Here is a 19,812-nt window from a genome sequence, read left to right as displayed (position 1 = left end):
CTCGCCATGCGAGCCTCCGTCCTCCGTAGCGTCCTGCCGGTCGTGCTCCTCGTCGCCGTGGCGGCGGGCGGGTGCAGCTCGTCGACCGAGAACGAGGCGGTCTCTGCCTCGAAGCTGGCCGACCGAGTCGCCACGGAGCAGCAGAAGCAGAACCCGGACACCAAGATCAGCGACGTCTCGTGCGACGGCGAGATCAAGGCCGAGAAGGGCGCCGAGCAGCGGTGCCACGCCAGCGACGTCCGCGGCGACCGCTACGGCCTGACCGTCACGGTGACCTCTGTCGACGACGGCAAGCTCTCCTTCAGCACCGACCCCGACCCGGGTCAGACCGTCGAGCCCGACGAGCTCGAGCCCGAGGTGACCGCCAAGCTCACCGAGCTGTCCGGCGGGACGGCGCCCGACGCCGTCGACTGCCCCGACGACCTGCCCGGCCGGGTCGGCGCGACGACCACCTGCATCCTCACCGCGGGCGAGGACCGGCTCGAGACGACCGTGACCGTCACCTCCGCCGAGGGCCCGAAGGTCGGCTTCGACATCAAGGTCGCCGACGAGCCCCTGCCGTGACGGCCGGCCTCGGCCGGTGACGACGTGGTGCGTGCGCCAGGCGTGCACGCCTCCGACACCCCGGCTGGGTCGTCACCGCAGGCCATGAGCTCGTGGCCTTCCTTCCGGGCACTGGGGAGAGGGGTCCGGCTGGACCCCTCTCCCCAGTGCCCGGAAAGGCCAGTGCCGGCGCCGACTCGGCGCCCCCGCCATCGCCTGGTGGGGTGAGCCAGGGTGCTCCAGGTGGCTCGAGACGGTAGGCAGGGGGCATGAGCGACGACGGCACCGACCCCTACGTCCGGGTGCGCGGCGCCAGCGAGCACAACCTGCGCGACGTCGACGTCGACCTGCCGCGCAACGCGTTCGTCGCCTTCACCGGCGTCTCCGGCTCCGGCAAGTCGTCCCTCGCCTTCGGCACGTTGTACGCCGAGGCGCAGCGTCGCTACTTCGAGTCGGTCGCGCCCTACGCGCGACGCCTGCTGCAGCAGGTCGGGGCGCCGCACGTGCAGGAGATCACCGGGCTCCCGCCCGCCGTGGCCCTGCAGCAGCGCCGCGGGGCGCCGAGCTCGCGCTCCACCGTCGGCACCATCACCACGCTGTCCAACCTGCTGCGGATGCTCTACTCCCGCGCCGGCGACTACCCCGACGGCGCCGACCACCTCGCGGCCGAGGCCTTCTCGCCCAACACCGCCGCCGGCGCCTGCCCGCGCTGCGGCGGGCTCGGGGTCGAGCACGACGTCGCCGAGGACCTGCTCGTCCCGGACCCGTCGCTGAGCATCCGCGACGGTGCGATCGCCGCCTGGCCGGGGGCTTGGCAGGGCGCCAACCTGCGCAGCATCGTCACCGGCCTGGGCATCGACGTCGACCGGCCCTGGCAGCGGCTGGCCAAGAAGGACCGCGACTGGCTGCTGTTCACCGACGAGCAGCCGTCGGTGCTGATCAAGCCCGAGCGCGACCGGATCGACCACGGCTACTACGGCAAGTTCTGGAGCGCCCGCAAGCACGTGATGCACGTGCTGTCCGACTCGCAGAGCGAGCGCATGCGTGAGCGGGCCCTGCGGTTCGTGCGCGACTCGACCTGCACGGTGTGCCACGGCAGCGGCCTGAAGCCCGAGTCGCTGGCGGTGACGTTCGCGGGTCGGTCGATCGCCGAGGTCAACGCGCTGCCCTTCGCCGAGGTGGTCGCCCTGCTGCGTCCGGTCGCCGAGGCCGGCCCCGACGACGGTGACGGCGGCGGCTCCACGGAGGCCGCGGTCCGGATCTGCGCGGACCTGGTGGCCCGCTTGGAGGTGCTGCTCGACCTCGGCCTCGGCTACCTCAGCCTGGGCCGCGGGTCGACGACGCTCTCGCCCGGCGAGGCGCAGCGCCTGCGCATCGCGACCCAGCTGCGCTCGGGCCTGTTCGGGGTCGTCTACGTGCTCGACGAGCCCTCGGCCGGGCTGCACCCCGCCGACGCCGAGCCGCTCCTCGACGTGCTCGACCGGCTCAAGGCGGCGGGCAACACCCTCTTCGTCGTCGAGCACGACCTCGACGTCGTACGTCGGGCCGACTGGGTCGTCGACATCGGGCCGGGTGCCGGCGAGGCCGGTGGGCGGGTGCTCTACAGCGGCCCGGTCGCGGGCCTCGAGCCCGTCGACGGCTCGGTCACCGGCGACTACCTCTTCGACCGCGTGGCGCCGCTCGAGCACGAGCCCCGCGCGCCGCACGGCTGGCTGCACCTGCGCGGCGTGACCCGCCACAACCTGGACGACGTCTCGGTCGACGTCCCCCTGGGCGTGCTCACCGCCGTCACCGGAGTCTCCGGCTCCGGCAAGTCGACCCTGGTGACGCAGGTGCTGGCCGAGCTCGTCCGCGACCGCCTCGGCCTGGCGCCGGAGGACCCGGACGAGGCGGCTCTCGAGATCGACGTCGACGATGCGGCCGGGCTCGAGGCGTTCGACCGGCTGGTGCGGGTCGACCAGCGCCCGATCGGGCGCACCCCGCGGTCCAACCTGGCGACCTACACCGGTCTCTTCGACGCCGTGCGCAAGGTCTTCGCCGGGACCGACGAGGCCCGCCGGCGCGGCTACTCCGCCGGCCGGTTCTCCTTCAACGTCGCCGAGGGCCGGTGCGAGACGTGCCAGGGGGAGGGCTTCGTGTCCGTGGAGCTGATGTTCCTGCCCGGCACCTACGCCCCGTGCCCGACCTGCCACGGGGCTCGGTACGACGCCGCGACCCTCGAGGTCACCTACCGCGACCGCAACGTCGCCCAGGTGCTGGCCCTCTCGGTCGACGAGGCCGCGGAGTTCCTGGCCGACGTGCCGGCCGCCTCACGCAGCCTGGAGACGCTGCGCGAGGTCGGGCTGGGCTACCTACGGCTCGGGCAGCCCGCCACCGAGCTCAGCGGCGGCGAGGCCCAGCGGATCAAGCTGGCCACCGAGCTGCAGCGCGCCCGGCGCGGGCACGCGCTCTACCTCCTCGACGAGCCCACCGCGGGCCTGCACCCGGCTGACACCGCGCTCCTGGTCCGCCAGCTGCACCGGCTGGTCGACGCCGGCAACACGGTCGTGCTGGTGGAGCACGACCTCGACACGATCGCCACCGCCGACTGGGTCATCGACCTCGGGCCCGGCGGGGGAGACGCCGGCGGGTCCGTGGTCGCCGCCGGCACCCCCGCGCAGGTCGCGGAGGCAGCCGGCAGCGCCACGGCGCCGTACCTGGCGCAGCGGCTCGGACGCCGGCGGTGACCGGCGCGCCCGACGGCGCGTCGTCGAACCCACGACGGACTACGTCGCGGTCGGCGCGCCTCGTCGCGGCGACCGGGCCACCAGCAGTCGCGGCGGAGCCGCCGGGCGGTACGCCGTGCCCCGCACGCCGGCGACGGTCCCCCCGGCCTCGGTCAGCAGCAGCGAGCCGGGCGCGTGGTCCCAGGGCTTGGTCTTGAGCCAGCACCCCCACCGCGCCTCGCCGGTCGCCAGGCGCGGGTAGTCGACGCCGCAGCAGGTGCCGGTGCGCCCGCGCGTCGTCGCGGCCTGGGTGCCGTCGAGGCGGACGCCGTCGCGCCACGCCCCGGCGCCGCGCTCGGCGACGTACGCCGTGCGGTGCTGGGGCTGCCAGATCCAGCTGCGCACGACGGTGCCGGAGCGCAGCTCGGCGACCATCACGGCGTGGTCGGGGGAGCCGTGGACGAAGTGGCGGGTGCCGTCGACGGGGTCGACGGTGAAGGAGTGCTCGGCGCCTGCCCACCTCGCGAGCAGCGCGGGGTCGGCCGCGACCGCCTCCTCGCCGAGCACGAGGGCGTCCGGGTAGCCGGCCTGCAGGCCCGCGGTGATCAGCACCTCGGCCTCGCGATCGGCCACGGTCACCAGGTCACCGGGCCGCCGCTTGCTGCTCACGTCGCCGCGACCGAGGGCCCGGAACCGTGGGGTGATCACCTCGGCTGCGACGTCCTGCAGCAGGCCCAGGACGGTATCGGTCTCCACGGGGGGAACGTAGCGAACCGGTCAGCCGCGCACGCCGGCGTGGGCCTCCTCGGCGAACGTCGAGCCGACGCGCAGCACCCGGTCGGGGGCGCGCCGGGCCGGCCACAGCTGGAACAGCCAGCGGCTGGAGTAGGTCTGGAACTCCTCCTCCTCGGTCTCGGCGACCACCCGGTCCAGGCCCTCGACGCACAAGCGCACCCGGTAGCTGCCCTCGGTCAACCGACCGAGTTGCTGGTCGTCCTCGAACCCGCCCATCACGAGCTGACCACCCCGGTGCCGGTAGGAGACCTCCACGACGTCCTCGCACCACGACAGGACGGGCGGGCGGCGGTCGAGCTCGCGCACCTCGACCCGGTACTGCCCGTAGAGCGCCGGGCTGAAGATATCGACGATGTCGCCGCCGCTGGCTCCCAACAGGCCGTTGCGCTGCCCCGCGGTGGGGTCGTCGGGCAGGTCGAGGAGGTCGCGGCCCAGGAACCACACGCCCTCGACCAGGTCGACGGTGCCGGTGAACGCGATCGGCTCGGGGGCAGCGGGATCGCTGGGATCGCTGGTCTCGGAGAGGACGATGAGCCCGCCGGACGAGGAGGTGGCGGCCGGGTCGGTGGCGTGGGGCTGCCGCGCGCCCGGCGGGTGGTTGACGCCGCCACAGCCGGCCAGCACCACCACGGTCAGGACGGCCGGGATCGCGGTGCGCACCGGGTCAGTCTCTCCCAGGTCCCACCTTCGCGGGTGGAGATCGCAGCAGTGGCGCGCGGGACGGTGGTGCGATGACCACCACGCCCCAGGACCCGCAGCCGGCCACTCCCGAGGAGCACCCCGACGTGGTGCCGAGCCTCGAACCCACCCAGCCCTACGCCGACCCGCAGACGTCGCCTGCTCCCGAGCCCGAGGGGAGCTGAGCCATGGACACCGACCAGATCGTGTGGATCGTCGTCGCAGTGGCCGTGGTGCTGCTGCTGCTCGCTCTCGCCGCGTTCCTCCGCAAGCGCCAGGCCCGGCGCCGTGACCAGGAGCGGCTGGCTCGCGCCGAGAGCCTGCGTGGCGAGGCGGCCGGGCGCACCCCCGACGTGCAGACCGCCGCCCAGCGCGCCCAGCTGGCCGAGGTGGAGGCCGAGCGGGCCCGCGCCGAGGCCGAGCAGGCCGAGCGGGTGGCCGTCGACGCGCACCGCGACCTCGACCACGAGCGCGCCGCCCAGGAGGACGTCGTCCGCGAGGCCGACCGGCTCGACCCGCGGGTCGACACCGGCGCCAAGGACTACCGGCCGGTCACCGGCCCGGACATGAAGGCCTCCACGCTCGACGGCACCCCGGGCGCCGACCCGGCGCCGGTCACTCCGGGCACGCCCCAGGACGCGGTCACCCCGGCTCCGGGAGTCCCGGTCTCCCCAGGCGCGCCGGAGCCCCCGGCCGCACCCGCTCCGACGGGCGAGGCCACCACGGGCGACGACGCCGCCAGGCACCGCGCGGACTGAGTCGCGAGGACCGTGCCGTCGGCCAGGACCACGAGGACGGTCCGGTCGGTGGCGTCGGTTCGCACCGCCAGCCAGTCGATCCCATCGACGCCCATCGCGAAGGCCGCGGTCGCCTCAATGTCGGCGGTCGTCAGGTCGGGGGCCGTGACCGTGACCGAGGCCAGGCCGCGGGGTCGCAGGCCGGTGCGGGCGTCGACGACGTGGGCGCCGCGATGGGTCTCGGCGGAGGTCGCGACCGCGCCGTCGCGCAGCGGCACGCGGGCCACCAGTCGGGTCGGGTCGTGCGGGTCCTCGATCCCGACCTGCCAGGCGGGGGAGTCGGGGTCGACCACGCGGCCCACGAGGTCGCCGCCGCCACCCAGGCAGAAGTCGGTGTCGGTCAGGGCCGCGAGGTGGGCGCAGGCGCGCTGCACGGCCCAGCCCTTGACGACGCCGCTGGGGTCGAGACGCACAACCCCGGTGGCGTCGGGGCGGCGTACGTCGAACGCGCCGGCGGACTCGCGGCGCGCACGCTCGCCGAGGGCCAGGACCTCGTGCACCTCGGGCGGTACATCGTGAAGCGGGATCTCGCCACGGTCCAGACGCGACACGACGGAGTCGGGCCGGTAGGTGCTGAACACGCGGTCGACCTCCCGCAGCTCCGAGACGACCGCCGCCCAGGCCGCCCGACCGCGCGCGTCGCCCGCGTGCCGGCCGCGCAGCGCGACGCTGACCGGCAGGCCCATGACCTGCTCCACGGCCCGCCACGGGCGCGACGCGGTCACAGTCCGGCCTGGTCGAGCGCGCTCTGCAGCGACTGCTGGTAGCCACCGCTGGTGACGGTCGCGCCGCTGACCATGTCGACGTCGCCGCTCTGCGTGTCGAGCGTCGACCGCACCAGGATCGGCAGGGCGTAGCCGTTGATCTCGGCGTCCTTCGGGTTGCCTGTCGGGTACGTCGGCACCTGGACGTCGGTGATCGTGCCGTCGTCCACGGTGATCGCGACCTGCACCGGCCCCCACCGGGTGTCCGCCGCGGCGCCGGTGAAGGTTTGCGCGGCGGTGCCGGCGGTGCCGGAGGTGTTGGTGCCCGTCGAGTCCGCCGGTGGGGCACCGGCGACGGAGCCGGAGTAGACCGCGGTCGGCGAGGTCGCGGCCGACGGTCCGACCGTCGACGTGTGGTAGCCGAACAGCAGGACCAGGGCGCTGAGCGTGCTCAGGGCCCACAGGGAGATCCGGGTCATCGGGTCACCATCCGAACGTCTCGAGGTGGAGGTGCTCGGGCGGCAGCCCGGCACGGTGGAGGTCGACACGGACCAGGTCGGTCCAGGCGCGCGGACCGCAGACGTAGACGTCGCGCTCCGCGATGTCGGGCACCCAGTGCTGCAGGGCCCGCAGGTCGTCGACCTGCGGGTGGACGCCCGTGCCGAGCCACGAGCCCGGCGTACGCCGCCGTCCAGGCAGGGGTACGACGCCCAGCCCGCGGGCTGCGCCCAGCGCGGCGATCTCGCGGGCGAACAGGGCGTGCTCGGAGTAGCGGTGCAGGAGCACGGCCTCGCCGGGTGCGTAGTCGAGCCCCTCGGCGAGCGACCGCAGGGGCGCGAGGCCCGCACCCGCACCGATCAGCGCGACCTTGCGCCGGCTGCGGGCCCGCGGGCTGAGCCGTCCGTAGGGGCCCTCCACGACGGCGCGGGTGCCGGGTCGGAGCATCGCGAGCGCGGCGCTGCCGTCGCCGACCGCCTGCACCGTGATGCGCAGCGTGCGGCCGTCGGGGGCGGCCGAGAGGGAGTAGGGGTTGGCGCGCGTCCAGCCGCGGCGCCCGAGGAACCGCCAGACGAGGAACTGCCCGGCCTCGACGTCGAGCAGGTCCAGGCGGCGCCCCGTGAGGTGGACCGACACGACGCCGGGTGCCTCGGGCACGAGGTGGGTGACCCGCAGGTCGTGACGCAGGGTCCGGGTCAGCGGCAGCGCGACCCGCCAGACGAGCACGGCAGCGGCGATCAGGCCCCAGGCGCTCCACCAGAACACGGTGCGGGCGGTCGAGGACACCAGGTCCTGGCCGGTCCACAGCTGGTGGGGTAGCGCGAGCCCGACGCCGAGGTAGGCGTAGAGGTGCAAGAGGTGCCACGACTCGTAGCGCAGCCGACGGCGCGCCGCCCGGACGCTGGTCACCACGACCATCACCAGGCACAGGCTGCCGGCGGCGGCGAGCAGCATGCCGGGGTAGTCGACGGTGAGGTCCCACAGCGTCGCGGGGCTGTCGAGCAGCGACCCGGCGGCGTACCCCCAGGTGACGAGCACGACGTGCGCCACCATGAGCGCGAACGACGTGAAGCCGACGACGCGGTGGATGCGGGCCAGCCGGTCCTGGCCGTACGCCGCCTCGAGCGCCGGCACCCGGGCCATCAGCAGCACCTGGGCCAGCAGCAGCACCGAGGAGACCAGCCCGGTCAGCCGACCGAGCGAGGTGAGCCCGTCACCCCAGTCGCCGAGGTCCTGCAGGCCGGCGCCGGACACCCACCAGTAGGTGACGAGCAGCAGGCTCAGCCACAGGGCTGCTCCCGCCGTCTGCCGGACGGTCGCGTCGTGGCGCGCCCGGTGGTCGAGCACAGGCGGCGTCCGCGGGTCCAGGGCGATCGGGCGCGGGGCGGTCAGGCTCATGCCCTGACTGTGCGGTGGCGACCTGGGTGTGCGACCCGTGGCGTCTGTGCGTCACCTGTGGACGCGAGTGCGTCGTGGGAGAACGGGGCGCTGGCGACCGGTCATTCGTTGCTCAGGGCTGAGCGCGCGAGCACCCGCAGCGCGAGGTCGGTCGTGTCGGCGACCCCCAGGTAGCCCACGACGCGTGCCACGACGTCGGGATCCAGCGGCAGGCGCCCGGGGGAGTCGTCGCCGGTCGTCAGCCCGAGATCGACGTCGTCGCGGCTGGTCATCATGGCGCGGTTGAACTCGAACTGCTCCCGCGCGCCCTCCGCGGTGAGCTTGCGCAGCGCCCCCGCCCCGGTACGCCGTCCGCCGGACTCCGCGGCGAAGGAGTCGAGCGTGGCCACCAGGTTGGCGCCCCCGGCGTGCTCGATGTCGGCCCAGACCTCCTGCATGGAGCCCATGCCCGCCAGCAGCAGCGCCGCGGACTTCTCGCCGATGCCGGCGACGCCTGGCAGGTTGTCGCTGGCGTCGCCGCGCAGCGCCGCGTAGTCGAGGTAGTGCTCGGCTGCGACGCCGTACATCGTGAAGAGCCGGGCGGGGTCGAGGAGCGGAGAGCCGTGGATGCCGCCGTCGATCAGGCGCAGCACCCGCGTCGTCCCGCTGAGGTGGGCGAAGGTGTCGCGGTCGGAGGTGATGACGACGCACTGCCAGCCCTCGCGCTCGGCCCACGCGGCCGCCGACGCGCTGACGTCGTCGGCCTCGAGCCCCTCGGGGGTGACGGTGTGCAGCCCGGCCGCGTCGAGCATGGCGGCGGCCCGGTCGAGCTGGTCGACGAGCTCGGGCTGCTTCTCGGCCCGACCCGCCTTGTAGGCCGGGTAGGTCGTGGTCCGCACCGAGGACCGGCGGTCGTCGAAGCCGAGGACGAGCCGGTCGGGGTCGAACCGGTCGACCGCCTCGATGACCTGGCGCAGCATGCCGTTGAGGGCCCATGCCGGCCGGTTGCCGAGGTCGCGCAGGTCCGAGCCCACGCGGGCGTGGTGGTTGCGGTGCAGCAGCGACGGCGCGTCGACCGCGAGGAGGAGCGCCATGCCCCGCAGCCTAGGCCACGCCCAGGGAGCGGGTCAGGACGCACGAAAGGCCCCGACCGCGAGCGGTCGGGGCCTTTCGAGTGAGATCAGGAAACGCGAACGTTCTCAGCCTGGGGACCCTTGGGGCCCTGGGCGAGGTCGAACTCGACCTTCTGGTTCTCGTCGAGCGACTTGTAGCCGCTGGTCTGGATCGCGGAGAAGTGGACGAAGACGTCCTCGCCGCCGCCATCCTGAGCGATGAAGCCGAAGCCCTTGTCAGCGTTGAACCACTTGACGGTGCCCTGAGCCATGATCTTGTTCCTTTGTTCGGTGCCGAGAACACTGTGCTCTCGAGCCGCTGAAGACATTCACCGTGCTGATGTCCAGCGAACCGAATACCAGAAGTACGAACTATGGGCCGCGACTTGGTGCGCGGCACCGGATGGCCTGCAGCGCCATCCCTTCAACATCTCCGAGCGTAGCCCCTCGATGGCTGAAGGGGAACTTCGGCACGGTCCTTTGTGGAAACGACCTCGGCCGAAGGTCGATCAGGCGACGCCGATCTGCTGCGAGCAGGACGGCCACGCGCCCCACCCCTGGTCGTTCAGGATCCGCTCGGCCACCTTGATCTGCCCGGCCTTGCTGGCCTTGTCGGGCCGCGGGGCGATCCAGTGACCGCGGTAGGCCGCCCAGGTGTCCCCGCTGATCTGCAGCCCGCCGTAGTAGCCGTTGCCGGTGTTGATGTCCCAGTCCTGCCCGGACTCGCACTCGGCGAGCCGGTTCCAGGTGCGCTGGCTCTCGAGGGCGGAGGCGGGTGACTGGGTCTGGGTCGCCAGCGGTACGGCGGTGAGGGCGGCGACGGCGGCTGTGCTGATGATGGTGCGCATGCGCATGTGATGTCTCCGGGACGCCGACGGAGCACGTCGACGGCGGCTCCGCTCCTGCCCACGACCACCGACGATGCGGTGGATCGCGTTCGACCGCCGGCCGGGCAGGAGGGGCGTGACCGGCGGACGTCCCGCAGACCGCGGGACCGGGCGACCGTAGGCAGGTGGCCGGCGCGGCTTCAAGGGACTGCGGTGTTGCTCACGATGCCCAGGTGGTCCGGGTCACAGCGCCTCGCCGCAGGGGCAGGCGCCAGGGACGGCTCGGCAGGCTCGAAGGTTCGAGTCACCAGATGGCACGGATCTTCGACCCAGGAGCTCGGTCTGCCCTGCTGAGCGCGGCGACCCGCCGCTCGACGAAGCGCTCCTCGGCGGCGAGGAGCTCGGCGAGGACCTGGGCTACGGACCGGTCGACTGCTCCTCCCGGATCGCGTTGGGTGACCGCGAGTGTGCCGACGGCGTAGAGCCAGAACGGTGCGCCCACGAGACCGAGCAGCGAACCCACCCCGTCGAGCGTCATGCTGAAGAAGTCACCTCAGGTCAGGAGACGCGCAGCGCCCCCCGGCTGCCGGTGAGGCTGCCGAGGGGCGGTCGCGATCGGGGTCGATCAGATGTCGTAGTAGAGCTCGAACTCGTGCGGGTGCGGGCGCAGCTGGACCGGGGCGATCTCGTGCACGCGCTTGTAGTCGATCCACGTCTCGATCAGGTCGGGCGTGAACACGTTGCCGGCCGTCAGGTAGTCGTGGTCGGCCTCGAGGGCGTCGAGGACCGCGCCGAGGGAGGTCGGCACCTGGTCGATCTCGGCCATCTCGTCCGGCGGGAGCTCGTAGATGTCCTTGTCGATCGGGGCGGCCGGCTCGATCTTGTTCTTGATGCCGTCGATGCCGGCGAGCAGCAGGGCCGAGAAGGCCAGGTAGGGGTTGGCCGACGGGTCCGGGAAGCGGGTCTCGATGCGCTTGGCCTTGGGGTTGGAGCCGGTGATCGGGATCCGGACCGACGCCGAGCGGTTGCGCGAGGAGTAGACCAGCGAGATCGGCGCCTCGAAGCCGGGGACCAGGCGGTGGAACGAGTTCACCGTCGGGTTCGTGAAGGCCAGCAGCGACGGGGCGTGCTTGAGGATGCCGCCGATGTACCAGCGCGCCATGTCGGACAGCCCGCCGTAGCCGGTCTCGTCGTAGAACAGCGGCTCGCCGCCGTTCCACAGCGACTGGTGGACGTGCATGCCGGAGCCGTTGTCGCCGAAGATCGGCTTGGGCATGAAGGTGACCGACTTCTGGTTGGCCCACGCCGTGTTCTTGATGATGTACTTGAACTTCATCACGTCGTCGGCGGCCTTGAGCAGCGTGTCGAAGCGGTAGTTGATCTCGGCCTGGCCGGCCGTGCCGACCTCGTGGTGGGCGCGCTCGACGAGCAGCCCGCTGGCCTCGAGGTTCTTGACCATCTCGTCGCGCAGGTCGGTGTAGTGGTCGTAAGGCGCGACCGGGAAGTAGCCGCCCTTGAGGCGGGTTTTGTAGCCCAGGTTGTCGCCCTCGGCGCCGGAGTTCCACCAGCCCTCGACGGAGTCGATGTGGTAGTAGCTCTCGTTGACGCCGGTCGAGTAGCGGACCTTGTCGAAGATGTAGAACTCGGCCTCGGGCGCGAAGAACGCGGTGTCGGCGATGCCCGTGGTGGACAGGTAGGCCAGCGCCTTGCGGGCGATGTTGCGCGGGTCGCGCGAGTAGGGCTCGCCGGTGATCGGGTCGTGGATGAAGAAGTTGATGACCAGCGTCTTCGCCGTACGGAACGGGTCGAGGTAGGCCGTCGTCGGGTCCGGGAAGAGCGACATGTCGGACTCGTTGATGGCCTGGAAGCCACGGATCGAGGAGCCGTCGAAGCCGAGGCCGTCGTCGAAGACGCTCTGGTCGAAGGACGACACCGGGACGGTGAAGTGCTGCATGATGCCGGGCAGGTCGCAGAAGCGGACGTCGATCATCTCGACGCCCTCGTCCTTCACGTAGGCGAGCAGCTCGTCGCTGTCTTTGAACATTCGTCCTCCTTGGCTGCGCCATCGTGGGGGCAGCCGAACGCGTGGCAGTGGTGCTCGAAAGGTAACTCTCGGGCTGTTTCCCGACCGTATCCGGTTTGTTTCCACGGCGTAACAGGTGTCTCCACCGCTGGTCGCGACCGGCCACGCGGTCGCCCGCACCGCCTGCCGCCTAGGCTGACCACGTGAACGACGCCATCCCCACCGCGTCCTGGGGGCGTCGGATCCTCGCCCTACTGGTCGACTGGATCGCCTCGACCCTCGTGGCGATCGTCGTCGTGGGCGGGGCCGAGGACTACTTCGAGCCGGGCAGCCCGGGCACGTTCGTCACCCTGGGCGTCTACGTGCTCGAGAGCGTGGTCTTCACCTGGCTGCTGGGTGGGTCGTTCGGCAAGATCGCGACCCGGCTGCGCGTCGTACCGGCCGACGGGGTGCTGCGCCCGATCAACCCGCTGCGTCTGCTCCTGCGCCAGGTGCTGGTCGCCCTGGTGATCCCGCCGCTGGTCTTCCGACCCGACGGCCGTGGGCTGCACGACGTCGTCGCGGGCACGGCGACGGTCACGATCGACACGTTCCGGGCGTTGGTCGCCGCGACCCCGCAGGGGCGCGTCGGCCGATAGTCGGCGGTCGCGAGGATCAGCGGCCGCGCATGTTGCCGCGCATGCCCTTCATCGACGTCGGCACGGGGCCGCGCGGCAGGGGGATGCGGGGGCGCTGGGCGTCGAGTGCCTTGAGCCGCTGCAGGATGTCGGTGATCTCGGCCGGCTTGACCTGGCGGCCGAGCTTCTGGACGTGGCGCACGAGCTTGGGCAGCGGGACCTGACCCTCGTCGTTGCCGACGACGACCTCGTGGATGGGCGTGGCGAAGGCGACCCGCTCGTGCTTCTTGCGCTCGGAGACCATCAGCGCCCGCAGCCGGTGGGCGTTGCCCTCGCCGACCAGGACGATTCCGGGAGGCCCGACCACGCGGTGGACCATGTCCTGCTGCTTGGTGAAGCCGACCATCTGCTCGACGTTCCAGCCGCGACGCAGCATGGTCAGCGCCTGCGCGCCGCCGCCGACGCGGCCGTCGAGACGGTGGTAGGCCGCGCGCTGGGCGCGTCGGCTGAAGACGATCATCGTGCCGAGCACGCCCATCAGGACGCCGATCAGGATCGCGATGACCAGGCCGAAGGTGCCGGGCCCGCCGAAGGCGAGGAAGACCAGCGCGAAGCCGATCGCGCCGAACACCACGAACGCCCCGAGCATCCAGAGCCCGAGTCGAGGGTCGTGCTCCTTCGACATCCGGTAGGTCTCGACGATCTGACGACTCCGACTCATCTTGGTCGGGTCGGTCTCCTTGACCTTCGGGGTCTTCGGGGACTTGGGGGCCTTGGGCTCCTTGGCCATGGGTGTCGCTGCCTCGCTCTTGTGCTCGATCGGGCGGAACGTCGGTCAGACGGTCGCGCGGGCGTCCATCGCCTGACGGTACAACCGACCGGCACGGTAGGACGAACGCACGAGCGGGCCCGAGAGCACCCCGGAGAACCCGATCTCCTCGGCCTCGGCGGCGAGCTCGACGAACTCCTCGGGCTTGACCCAGCGCTCGACGGGGTGGTGGCGCACCGAGGGGCGGAGGTACTGGGTGACGGTGATGAGCTCGCACCCGGCGCCGTGCAGGTCGCGCAGGGCCTGCGAGACCTCCTCACGGGTCTCGCCCATGCCGAGGATGAGGTTGGACTTGGTGACCAGGCCGAAGTCGCGGGCCGCGGTGATCACGTCGAGGGAGCGCTCGTAGCGGAACGCCGGACGGATCCGCTTGAAGATGCGCGGCACCGTCTCGACGTTGTGGGCCAGCACCTCGGGCCGCGACTCGAAGACCTCCGCCAGCTGCTCGGGGCGGCCGTTGAAGTCGGGGATCAGGTTCTCGACCCCGATGCCGGGGTTGAGCTCGTGGATCATCCGCACGGTCTCGGCGTAGAGCCAGGCGCCGCCGTCGGGCAGGTCGTCGCGGGCCACGCCGGTGATGGTGGCGTAGCGCAGCTGCATCTTCTGCACCGACTCGGCGACGCGACGGGGCTCGTCGCGGTCGAGCGGGTCGGGCTTGCCGGTGTCGATCTGGCAGAAGTCGCAGCGCCGGGTGCACTGCTCGCCACCGATGAGGAAGGTCGCCTCGCGGTCCTCCCAGCACTCGAAGATGTTGGGGCAGCCCGCCTCCTGGCAGACGGTGTGGAGGCCCTCGTCCTTGACCAGCTTCTGCAGCGCGTTGTATTCGGGACCCATCTTGGCGCGGGTCTTGATCCACTCGGGCTTGCGCTCGATCGGGGTCTCGGCGTTGCGGACCTCGAGGCGTAGCAGCTTGCGGCCCTCGGGAGTGGGGTTGGTCGGCAGGGAGGTGGTGCTCACTTCGTCGATCCTACGTCGCTCGCGGGCACTCACCGGTCGGCCGGGTAGCCGTCGCGGAGCAGGTCGACGAGCGCCGGGGCCGACGGCTGCCAGCCGAGCGACCTGGCCGCCGGGGCCGAGGACCGCTGGTCGAGCAGGAGGGCCTCGGCGAAGGCCGGTCCGAAGCGGCCCGAGGCCTCCTCGGCGCTGCCGCGCACGACGGAGCCGTCCGGGCCCACGACGGCCTCGCCGAGCTCGCGGACGGTCGGGTTGGTGCCGCTGGCGCCGACGTACGCCGATCCGCCCGGGGCGTTGCCGAGGACGTGCAGGTAGAGGTCGGCGAGGTCGTCGACGTGCACGGTCGGCCAGTGCTGCTCACCGCTGCCGATCAGCACCAGGGCACCGGAGTCGTCACGCGGCCCGCCCGCGAGCATCGCGGGGATGCCGGCGCCGTGGCCGTAGACGATGCCGGGCCGCACGACCGACGCGCGGACGTCGGCGGCCAGGAGCCGCTCCTCGCCGGCGGGCCGCCACGAGGTGATCGCGGGCGGCTGCTGCGGGTCGTCGTCGCGGATGTCGGAGCCCTCGCCGTAGGTCCAGACGCCGCCGGTGTGCACGAACGGCTTGTCGGTGCCGGCGAACGACCCCAGGACCGCGTCGATGACGGAGTCGTTGAGCGCCGGGTCGTTCTCGTCGCTGCCGGCCGCGGTGTGGATGGCGCCCTGCACGGTGTCGAGCTGGCCGCGCAACCAGCCGGTGTCGAGCAGGTCCCCGACGACCGGGGTCACCCCGACCGCCCGGACCGCTGCGGCCCTCTCCTCGCTGCGCACCACGGCACGGACCTCGTGGCCCGTCGCCAGCAGTCGTTCGAGCACGGCGTTGCCGATGTAGCCGGTCGCCCCGGTCAGCAGGATCTCCATACCTGGCCCAACGGGTCGGGACGGTAGGTATTCCGGCCGGGACAGGCCTGCGGCTCAGGGCACGTCGCGCCGGCGGTAGGAGACGGCCGAGGCCCCCACGACCACGGGTGTCAGGATCGCGAGGTAGCCGAGCCCCTGACCCAGGCTGCGCCTTCTCTCCGAGGCGCAGTCGCCGGTGTCGTCGTAGCTCGTGTCGGAGTAGCACGACTCGGGCACGTCGACGTAGTACGTCGTGCCGTCCTGGATCACGGCGGAGACGTTGACGGTCGGGTCGACCCAGCCGGGGTCGTCGGCGAAGAACGAGATGAGCAGGCCGCCGGCCACCGCGATCCCGAGCAGCAGCCCCAGGGTGAAGACGGTGCTGCGGGACAGCATGGTGATCGCGAACCCGGCCAGGGCGGCCAGTGCGGCGACGCCGGCGCCGCGCCAGCCCTGCTCGAGGCCGGCGAGGAGAGCCCCGTCGGGAACGTGCACCCCGGCGAGCTGGAAGCGGGCCGCCAGGACGAACCAGAACGCAGAGAGGCCCACGGCCGCAGCGACCCCGGTCGCGGCGGTCACCGCGACCGCCTTCGCACCCCACACCCGCAGCCGTCGGGACTCGAAGAGCAGCTGGTTGCCCATCGACCCGGTGTTCCAGTCGTGGCCGACGAACGTCGTGCCGATGAGGATGGCGATCATCCCGACGAAGACGGCCGCCACGTAGCCGGAGTCCTCGCGCTCGTAGGCGAGGTCGAGCGAGGAGGGCAGGAACTGCTCGGGGACCGGGGCGTAGGAGTCGCGGCAGGCGCCTTCGACGTCCTCGATCGCGGTGCCGACGTAGTCGTCGGGATTGGCGATGCAGTCCTCGATCGAGTCCTGGACGTAGGGCTGCTGCGCCTCGCGCTCAGCCGCGGCGACGGCCTGCTCGTAGGCGTCGGGACTTGGGGGAGCGAGCTCGGCGACCTTGACGATCGCGAGCACCACGGGGACGAGGACGGTCGCGGCCAGGAGCAGCAGGACGGCCCGGCGCCACCGCAGGCGGGTGAGCTCGACACGAAGGAGCCTCATGCGGCACCGTCCCCGGTGGCGGTCTGGTGGCCGAGGGTGTCGGTCGTGGTGAGCTCGAGGAAGACCGACTCGAGGTCTCGGCGCAGCGGCGTCAGCGAGGTCAGCCAGATGCCGGCCTCGCCGAGGGTCCGGGTGACCAGGGCCGGGTCGTCGGTCTCGACGCGCAGCCCCTCGTCGACCGGTGTCGCGGCGAGGCCGGCGGCGGCGAGCGCCCGGGTGGCCGGGCCGGGATCGGCCACGGTGACGGCGTACGCCGTCGCACCGCCGCCGATGAGGTCGTCGACGCGTCCGGAGGCCAGCAGCCGGCCGTTGCCGATGATCGTGGCCGAGGTGCAGACCTGCTGCACCTCGGCGAGGATGTGCGAGCTCAGCAGCACGGTGACCCCGCGCTCGCCGAGGTCGCGGATGGTCTCGCGGATCTCGCGGATCCCTGCGGGGTCCAGGCCGTTGGTGGGCTCGTCGAGGATCAGCAGCTGGGGGTCCTTGAGCAGCGTCGCGGCGATCGCCAGGCGCTGCTTCATGCCGAGTGAGTAGGACTTGTAGCGGTCCCGGTCGCGCCCGGTGAGCCCGACGGTCTCCAGGGCCTGGTCGACCTGGGTGTCCGGGGCGCCGATGCTGCGCGAGAGCAGCAGCAGGTTGCGGCCCCCGGTGAGGTGGGGGGAGAACTTCGGCGACTCCACGACCGCACCGACGCGGTCGATCACCGCGGGCAGGTGCGCGGGAACCACCTGGCCGAAGAGCCGCATCTGGCCACCGGTGGCGCGGGCCAGGCCCAGCAGCATCCTGATCGTCGTGGTCTTGCCCGATCCGTTGGGCCCCAGGAAGCCGTGCACCCCGCCAGCGGGCACGGCCAGGTCGAGGTCGTGCACCGCGACCCGGGTCCCGCGGCGCCCGCGGAACTCCTTGCGCAGCCCGATGGTCTCGATCACCAGCTCACTCACACGTGCTCCTCGTCGTCGGCGGACGACATCAGACCACGGCCGGCCGCCGGATCACGGGTACGCCGCGCGGGCCACCGCCGGCGCGTCAGCGGCGAGCGGTCAACCGCCGGGACGGACCAGCTCGATGCGCGGCGCGCGGCCGGGCTCGGGGCGCGGCTCGTAGTCGGGCGTGGCGTCGTACGGCGCCCAGGCGAGCAGGTCTCGCAGGTGCCGCTCGACCAGGGGGAGGACGTCGGGCACCGTGACCGGTCGGCCGGTCTCGACCGACAGCGTCGTGACGCCGGCGTCGGCGATGCCGCAGGGGACGAACCGGTCGTACCAGGACAGGTCGACGTCGCAGTTGAGCGAGAAGCCGTGCATGGTCACGCCGCGGCTGACGCGGATGCCGAGGGCGGCGACCTTGCGCTCGGGCAGGCCGCGCTCGACGTCGGCGCGCAGCCACACGCCGCTGCGGCCGGGCACGCGCGCGGTCTCGACGCCGAGGTCGGCGCACACGGCGATCAGGGCCTCCTCGACGCGCCGGACGTAGTCGACGACCTTGACGTGGTCGGGCAGCGCGACGATCGGGTAGCCGACGAGCTGACCCGGCCCGTGGAAGGTGATCTTGCCGCCGCGGTCGACGTCGACCACCTGGGCGCCGCCGGGATCGGCCGGTCGCTCGTGGGCGTCGGTGCGCTTGCCCGCGGTGTAGACCGGCGGGTGCTCGAGCAGGAGCACGGTCGGGGGGCGGGAGCCCTCGACGACCCCGGCGTGCACGGCACGCTGGAGGTCCCACGCGGCGAGGTAGTCGACGGCGTCGGACCCGAGCCCGGCGACCTGGAAGCTCAGCACCCGCTCAGCCTACGCGCGTCGTGCGCGGGGGGCCGGGGTGCCCGCGGGCCTGTGGATGACCTCGGCACGGTGGGTCGGATCTCGGCTCTACTGGAGCCATGTCGACCCGGACCCTCACGCGCGTGCTGCTCAGCGTGCTGGCCGGTGGGCTCTGCGGGGTGGTCGTGACCTGCGGCGTGCTGGTGCTGGGTGTCGCCGACGACGGTGACGGCGGTGTCGGGGACCCGACGACGGTGCCGCGCCTTGCGCCTGAGCAGTCCGCCACCCCGTCCGCGCACCCGCGTCACCGGGCGCGCGAGGTGCTCCGCCGGTGGGACGCCGACCGGGAGCGGGCCTGGAGGCGCGCCGACCCGGCCGCGCTGGCCCGGCTCTACACGCCGGGGTCGGTCGCCGGAGCCCGTGACATCGCGATGCTGCGCGCCTGGACCCACCGCGGCGCCCGCGTCACCGAGCTCACCACGCAGGTGCTGCGGCTGCAGGTGTTGTCCGATCGCGGACGACGGTTGGTGCTGGTGGTCACCGACCGGGTCGCGCAGGTCGGGGTCGCGGGGGTGGCGAGCGTCGGTGGCCTGCCGCGCGACCGGCCCTCGACCCGGCGGATCGTGCTGGTCCGCACCGCCGGCCGCTGGCGGGTGGCGTCGGTCAGTCCCCAGCCGCCAGCGCGGTCCTGAGGGTCGACTCGAGGTCGGGGTCGGCGAAGACGAACCCCGAGGCCAGCAGCGCCGCGGGCCGCACGTTGAGCGACCCGAGCAGCTCGGGAGCCATGGCTCCGCCGGCGACCCTGAGGGCCGCGCCCGGCACCCGCATGAAGGCGGGGCGTCGTACGGCGGAGGCGAGGGCCCGGGTGAACTCGGCGTTGGTGGGCGCCTGGGGCAGGCACAGGTTGACCGGGCCAGACACGTCCGGGTGCTCGGCGAGGTGGACCACGGCCCCGACCCAGTCGCGTAGCGAGATCATCGGCATGTGCTGGCGACCGTTGCCCATCCGGCCGCCGAGGCCGGCCTTGAAGAGCAGCCGCAGCGGCTGCAGCGGGGCCGCGCGCCGATCCATCACCGGCGCGGTGCGCAGCACGCAGACCCGGGCTCCGGCCGCCACCGCCGGGTCGGCCGCGGCCTGCCACTCACGGGTCACGTCGGTCAGCAGGGCGTGCCCGCGGGTGTCGGAGGCCTCGGTCAGCACCGCCGAGCCGTGGTCGCCGTAGTAGGAGATGCCGTTGCCGGCCAAGTACGCCGGCCGGTGCTCGGACCCGGCACCGGCGATGGTCTCGGCGAGGAGCCGCGTGGTCACCACCCGGCTCTCGCGCAGCTCGCGGGCCCACTTCTTGGAGTGCGGGTTGCCGAGGGTGGGGGCACCGGCGAGGTTGACGACGACGTCGGCGGTGCGCACCAGGGTGCGGTCGACCTGCCCGGCGTACGGGTCCCAGGTGGACTCGTCGGGCCCGGCCGCCTCGCGGCGTACGAGCGAGGTGACGCGGTGGCCGCGCTCGCGCAGCGCCTCGCGCAGGTGGTGGCCGAGGAAGCCGGAACCGCCGGCGAGCACGATCGAGAGGGGAGTCGACATGTCCTCAGCCTCCCAGACCGGGGCTCACCCGGAGGTTGTGCGCTCGGGCACGATGGGTGACGACCACCCCCA

22 protein-coding genes are annotated in these 19,812 nt (G+C 72.8%); 5 read left to right on the top strand and 17 right to left on the bottom strand.

Annotated elements, in window-relative coordinates; translation table 11 throughout:
- Window positions 1-6 precede the first annotated feature (6 nt).
- Both FJQ56_RS01315 and uvrA read left to right on the top strand, forming a co-directional pair.
- Window positions 7-564 (top strand): DUF4333 domain-containing protein, encoded by a 558-nt coding sequence (locus tag FJQ56_RS01315; RefSeq protein WP_140007403.1) that lies wholly within the window; start codon window positions 7-9, stop codon window positions 562-564.
- Window positions 565-812: 248 nt separating this feature from the next.
- On the top strand, window positions 813-3,269 hold the full coding sequence (gene uvrA / locus FJQ56_RS01310; RefSeq protein WP_140007402.1) for an excinuclease ABC subunit UvrA: 2,457 nt from the start codon (window positions 813-815) through the stop codon (window positions 3,267-3,269).
- Window positions 3,270-3,308: 39 nt separating this feature from the next.
- On the opposite strand, the gene FJQ56_RS01305 is transcribed toward uvrA, so the two are convergent.
- Together FJQ56_RS01305 and FJQ56_RS01300 are read right to left on the bottom strand one after the other, a co-directional pair.
- A complete protein-coding gene (locus FJQ56_RS01305; RefSeq protein WP_140007401.1) occupies window positions 3,309-4,004 on the bottom strand; it encodes an inositol monophosphatase family protein in 696 nt (231 codons plus the stop codon).
- A 21-nt stretch (window positions 4,005-4,025) separates the two neighbouring features.
- Window positions 4,026-4,703 carry a hypothetical protein gene (locus tag FJQ56_RS01300; protein WP_140007400.1) on the bottom strand — a complete coding sequence of 226 codons (678 nt, stop codon included), beginning with the start codon at window positions 4,701-4,703 and terminating at the stop codon, window positions 4,026-4,028.
- A gap of 71 nt (window positions 4,704-4,774) precedes the next feature.
- On the opposite strand from FJQ56_RS01300, the gene FJQ56_RS22830 reads away from it, so the two are divergent.
- A complete protein-coding gene (locus FJQ56_RS22830) occupies window positions 4,775-4,906 on the top strand; it encodes a hypothetical protein (RefSeq protein ID WP_281284649.1) in 132 nt (43 codons plus the stop codon).
- Window positions 4,907-5,262: 356 nt separating this feature from the next.
- On the opposite strand, the gene FJQ56_RS01295 is transcribed toward FJQ56_RS22830, so the two are convergent.
- The 8 genes from FJQ56_RS01295 to glnA all read right to left on the bottom strand — a co-directional run bounded on the left by FJQ56_RS01295 (window position 5,263) and on the right by glnA (window position 12,080).
- Window positions 5,263-6,243: an FAD:protein FMN transferase gene (locus tag FJQ56_RS01295; protein WP_246083935.1), complete on the bottom strand. Its 981-nt coding sequence runs from the start codon at window positions 6,241-6,243 to the stop codon at window positions 5,263-5,265.
- On the bottom strand, window positions 6,240-6,701 hold the full coding sequence (locus tag FJQ56_RS01290; protein ID WP_140007399.1) for an FMN-binding protein: 462 nt from the start codon (window positions 6,699-6,701) through the stop codon (window positions 6,240-6,242). The genes FJQ56_RS01295 and FJQ56_RS01290 overlap by 4 nt, the downstream gene beginning before the upstream one ends.
- Before the next feature lie 4 nt (window positions 6,702-6,705).
- Window positions 6,706-8,118: a ferredoxin reductase family protein gene (locus FJQ56_RS01285; RefSeq protein ID WP_140007398.1), complete on the bottom strand. Its 1,413-nt coding sequence runs from the start codon at window positions 8,116-8,118 to the stop codon at window positions 6,706-6,708.
- A 101-nt stretch (window positions 8,119-8,219) separates the two neighbouring features.
- Window positions 8,220-9,191 carry a 5'-3' exonuclease gene (locus tag FJQ56_RS01280; protein ID WP_140007397.1) on the bottom strand — a complete coding sequence of 324 codons (972 nt, stop codon included), beginning with the start codon at window positions 9,189-9,191 and terminating at the stop codon, window positions 8,220-8,222.
- Between the two features lie 86 nt (window positions 9,192-9,277).
- The gene (locus FJQ56_RS01275) at window positions 9,278-9,481 is read right to left on the bottom strand and encodes a cold-shock protein (RefSeq protein ID WP_134767068.1); all 204 of its coding nucleotides are present in this window, start codon (window positions 9,479-9,481) and stop codon (window positions 9,278-9,280) included.
- Window positions 9,482-9,718: 237 nt separating this feature from the next.
- Window positions 9,719-10,057: a transglycosylase family protein gene (locus FJQ56_RS01270; RefSeq protein WP_246083934.1), complete on the bottom strand. Its 339-nt coding sequence runs from the start codon at window positions 10,055-10,057 to the stop codon at window positions 9,719-9,721.
- Window positions 10,058-10,340: 283 nt separating this feature from the next.
- Window positions 10,341-10,574 carry a hypothetical protein gene (locus FJQ56_RS01265; RefSeq protein WP_140007395.1) on the bottom strand — a complete coding sequence of 78 codons (234 nt, stop codon included), beginning with the start codon at window positions 10,572-10,574 and terminating at the stop codon, window positions 10,341-10,343.
- An 87-nt stretch (window positions 10,575-10,661) separates the two neighbouring features.
- Complete coding sequence (glnA, locus tag FJQ56_RS01260) at window positions 10,662-12,080, bottom strand: type I glutamate--ammonia ligase (protein WP_140007394.1); 1,419 nt, start codon at window positions 12,078-12,080, stop codon at window positions 10,662-10,664.
- 182 nt (window positions 12,081-12,262) lie between these two features.
- Between glnA and FJQ56_RS01255 the strand changes: the two genes are divergently transcribed.
- Window positions 12,263-12,697, top strand: a complete 435-nt coding sequence (locus tag FJQ56_RS01255; RefSeq protein WP_140007393.1) for an RDD family protein — start codon at window positions 12,263-12,265, stop codon at window positions 12,695-12,697.
- Window positions 12,698-12,713: 16 nt separating this feature from the next.
- Here FJQ56_RS01255 and FJQ56_RS01250 read toward each other — a convergent pair whose 3' ends face one another.
- The 6 genes from FJQ56_RS01250 to lipB all read right to left on the bottom strand — a co-directional run bounded on the left by FJQ56_RS01250 (window position 12,714) and on the right by lipB (window position 18,180).
- Window positions 12,714-13,466, bottom strand: a complete 753-nt coding sequence (locus tag FJQ56_RS01250) for a DUF4191 domain-containing protein (RefSeq protein ID WP_140007392.1) — start codon at window positions 13,464-13,466, stop codon at window positions 12,714-12,716.
- A 45-nt stretch (window positions 13,467-13,511) separates the two neighbouring features.
- Window positions 13,512-14,462: a lipoyl synthase gene (gene lipA / locus FJQ56_RS01245; RefSeq protein WP_246083933.1), complete on the bottom strand. Its 951-nt coding sequence runs from the start codon at window positions 14,460-14,462 to the stop codon at window positions 13,512-13,514.
- 29 nt (window positions 14,463-14,491) lie between these two features.
- On the bottom strand, window positions 14,492-15,361 hold the full coding sequence (locus tag FJQ56_RS01240; protein WP_140007391.1) for an NAD-dependent epimerase/dehydratase family protein: 870 nt from the start codon (window positions 15,359-15,361) through the stop codon (window positions 14,492-14,494).
- Window positions 15,362-15,415: 54 nt separating this feature from the next.
- Window positions 15,416-16,408: an ABC transporter permease subunit gene (locus FJQ56_RS01235; protein WP_140007390.1), complete on the bottom strand. Its 993-nt coding sequence runs from the start codon at window positions 16,406-16,408 to the stop codon at window positions 15,416-15,418.
- Window positions 16,405-17,349, bottom strand: coding sequence for an ABC transporter ATP-binding protein (locus FJQ56_RS01230; protein WP_140007389.1), 945 nt, complete (start codon window positions 17,347-17,349; stop codon window positions 16,405-16,407). The genes FJQ56_RS01235 and FJQ56_RS01230 overlap by 4 nt, the downstream gene beginning before the upstream one ends.
- 99 nt (window positions 17,350-17,448) lie before the next feature.
- Window positions 17,449-18,180, bottom strand: coding sequence for a lipoyl(octanoyl) transferase LipB (gene lipB, locus FJQ56_RS01225; protein WP_211350717.1), 732 nt, complete (start codon window positions 18,178-18,180; stop codon window positions 17,449-17,451).
- Between the two features lie 98 nt (window positions 18,181-18,278).
- Here lipB and FJQ56_RS01220 point away from each other — a divergent pair, with 98 nt between their 5' ends.
- A complete protein-coding gene (locus FJQ56_RS01220) occupies window positions 18,279-18,851 on the top strand; it encodes a nuclear transport factor 2 family protein (protein WP_140007388.1) in 573 nt (190 codons plus the stop codon).
- Here the strand turns inward: FJQ56_RS01220 and FJQ56_RS01215 are convergent.
- Window positions 18,823-19,740 carry a TIGR01777 family oxidoreductase gene (locus FJQ56_RS01215; RefSeq protein ID WP_140007387.1) on the bottom strand — a complete coding sequence of 306 codons (918 nt, stop codon included), beginning with the start codon at window positions 19,738-19,740 and terminating at the stop codon, window positions 18,823-18,825. The genes FJQ56_RS01220 and FJQ56_RS01215 overlap by 29 nt on opposite strands.
- Window positions 19,741-19,812 lie beyond the last annotated feature (72 nt).

It is taken from the genome of Nocardioides plantarum (genome assembly GCF_006346395.1).
In the GTDB taxonomy this organism is placed as follows: domain Bacteria; phylum Actinomycetota; class Actinomycetes; order Propionibacteriales; family Nocardioidaceae; genus Nocardioides; species Nocardioides plantarum.
The sequence above is the reverse complement of the archived record's forward strand: the minus strand, read 5'-3'. Positions and strand labels throughout refer to the sequence as shown.

Excerpts from the sequence above, each read along its gene's own strand:
- FJQ56_RS01240 (WP_140007391.1), bottom strand. The coding sequence starts at position 15,361 with ATGGAGATCCTGCTGACCGGGGCGACCGGCTACATCGGCAACGCCGTG.
- uvrA (WP_140007402.1), top strand. The coding sequence starts at position 813 with ATGAGCGACGACGGCACCGACCCCTACGTCCGGGTGCGCGGCGCCAGC.
- FJQ56_RS22830 (WP_281284649.1), top strand. The coding sequence starts at position 4,775 with ATGACCACCACGCCCCAGGACCCGCAGCCGGCCACTCCCGAGGAGCAC.
- FJQ56_RS01270 (WP_246083934.1), bottom strand. The coding sequence starts at position 10,057 with ATGCGCACCATCATCAGCACAGCCGCCGTCGCCGCCCTCACCGCCGTA.
- FJQ56_RS01285 (WP_140007398.1), bottom strand. The coding sequence starts at position 8,118 with ATGAGCCTGACCGCCCCGCGCCCGATCGCCCTGGACCCGCGGACGCCG.
- FJQ56_RS01290 (WP_140007399.1), bottom strand. The coding sequence starts at position 6,701 with ATGACCCGGATCTCCCTGTGGGCCCTGAGCACGCTCAGCGCCCTGGTC.
- FJQ56_RS01280 (WP_140007397.1), bottom strand. The coding sequence starts at position 9,191 with ATGGCGCTCCTCCTCGCGGTCGACGCGCCGTCGCTGCTGCACCGCAAC.
- FJQ56_RS01250 (WP_140007392.1), bottom strand. The coding sequence starts at position 13,466 with ATGGCCAAGGAGCCCAAGGCCCCCAAGTCCCCGAAGACCCCGAAGGTC.
- FJQ56_RS01275 (WP_134767068.1), bottom strand. The coding sequence starts at position 9,481 with ATGGCTCAGGGCACCGTCAAGTGGTTCAACGCTGACAAGGGCTTCGGC.
- FJQ56_RS01265 (WP_140007395.1), bottom strand. The coding sequence starts at position 10,574 with ATGACGCTCGACGGGGTGGGTTCGCTGCTCGGTCTCGTGGGCGCACCG.
- FJQ56_RS01235 (WP_140007390.1), bottom strand. The coding sequence starts at position 16,408 with ATGAGGCTCCTTCGTGTCGAGCTCACCCGCCTGCGGTGGCGCCGGGCC.
- FJQ56_RS01315 (WP_140007403.1), top strand. The coding sequence starts at position 7 with ATGCGAGCCTCCGTCCTCCGTAGCGTCCTGCCGGTCGTGCTCCTCGTC.
- FJQ56_RS01220 (WP_140007388.1), top strand. The coding sequence starts at position 18,279 with ATGTCGACCCGGACCCTCACGCGCGTGCTGCTCAGCGTGCTGGCCGGT.
- FJQ56_RS01215 (WP_140007387.1), bottom strand. The coding sequence starts at position 19,740 with ATGTCGACTCCCCTCTCGATCGTGCTCGCCGGCGGTTCCGGCTTCCTC.
- glnA (WP_140007394.1), bottom strand. The coding sequence starts at position 12,080 with ATGTTCAAAGACAGCGACGAGCTGCTCGCCTACGTGAAGGACGAGGGC.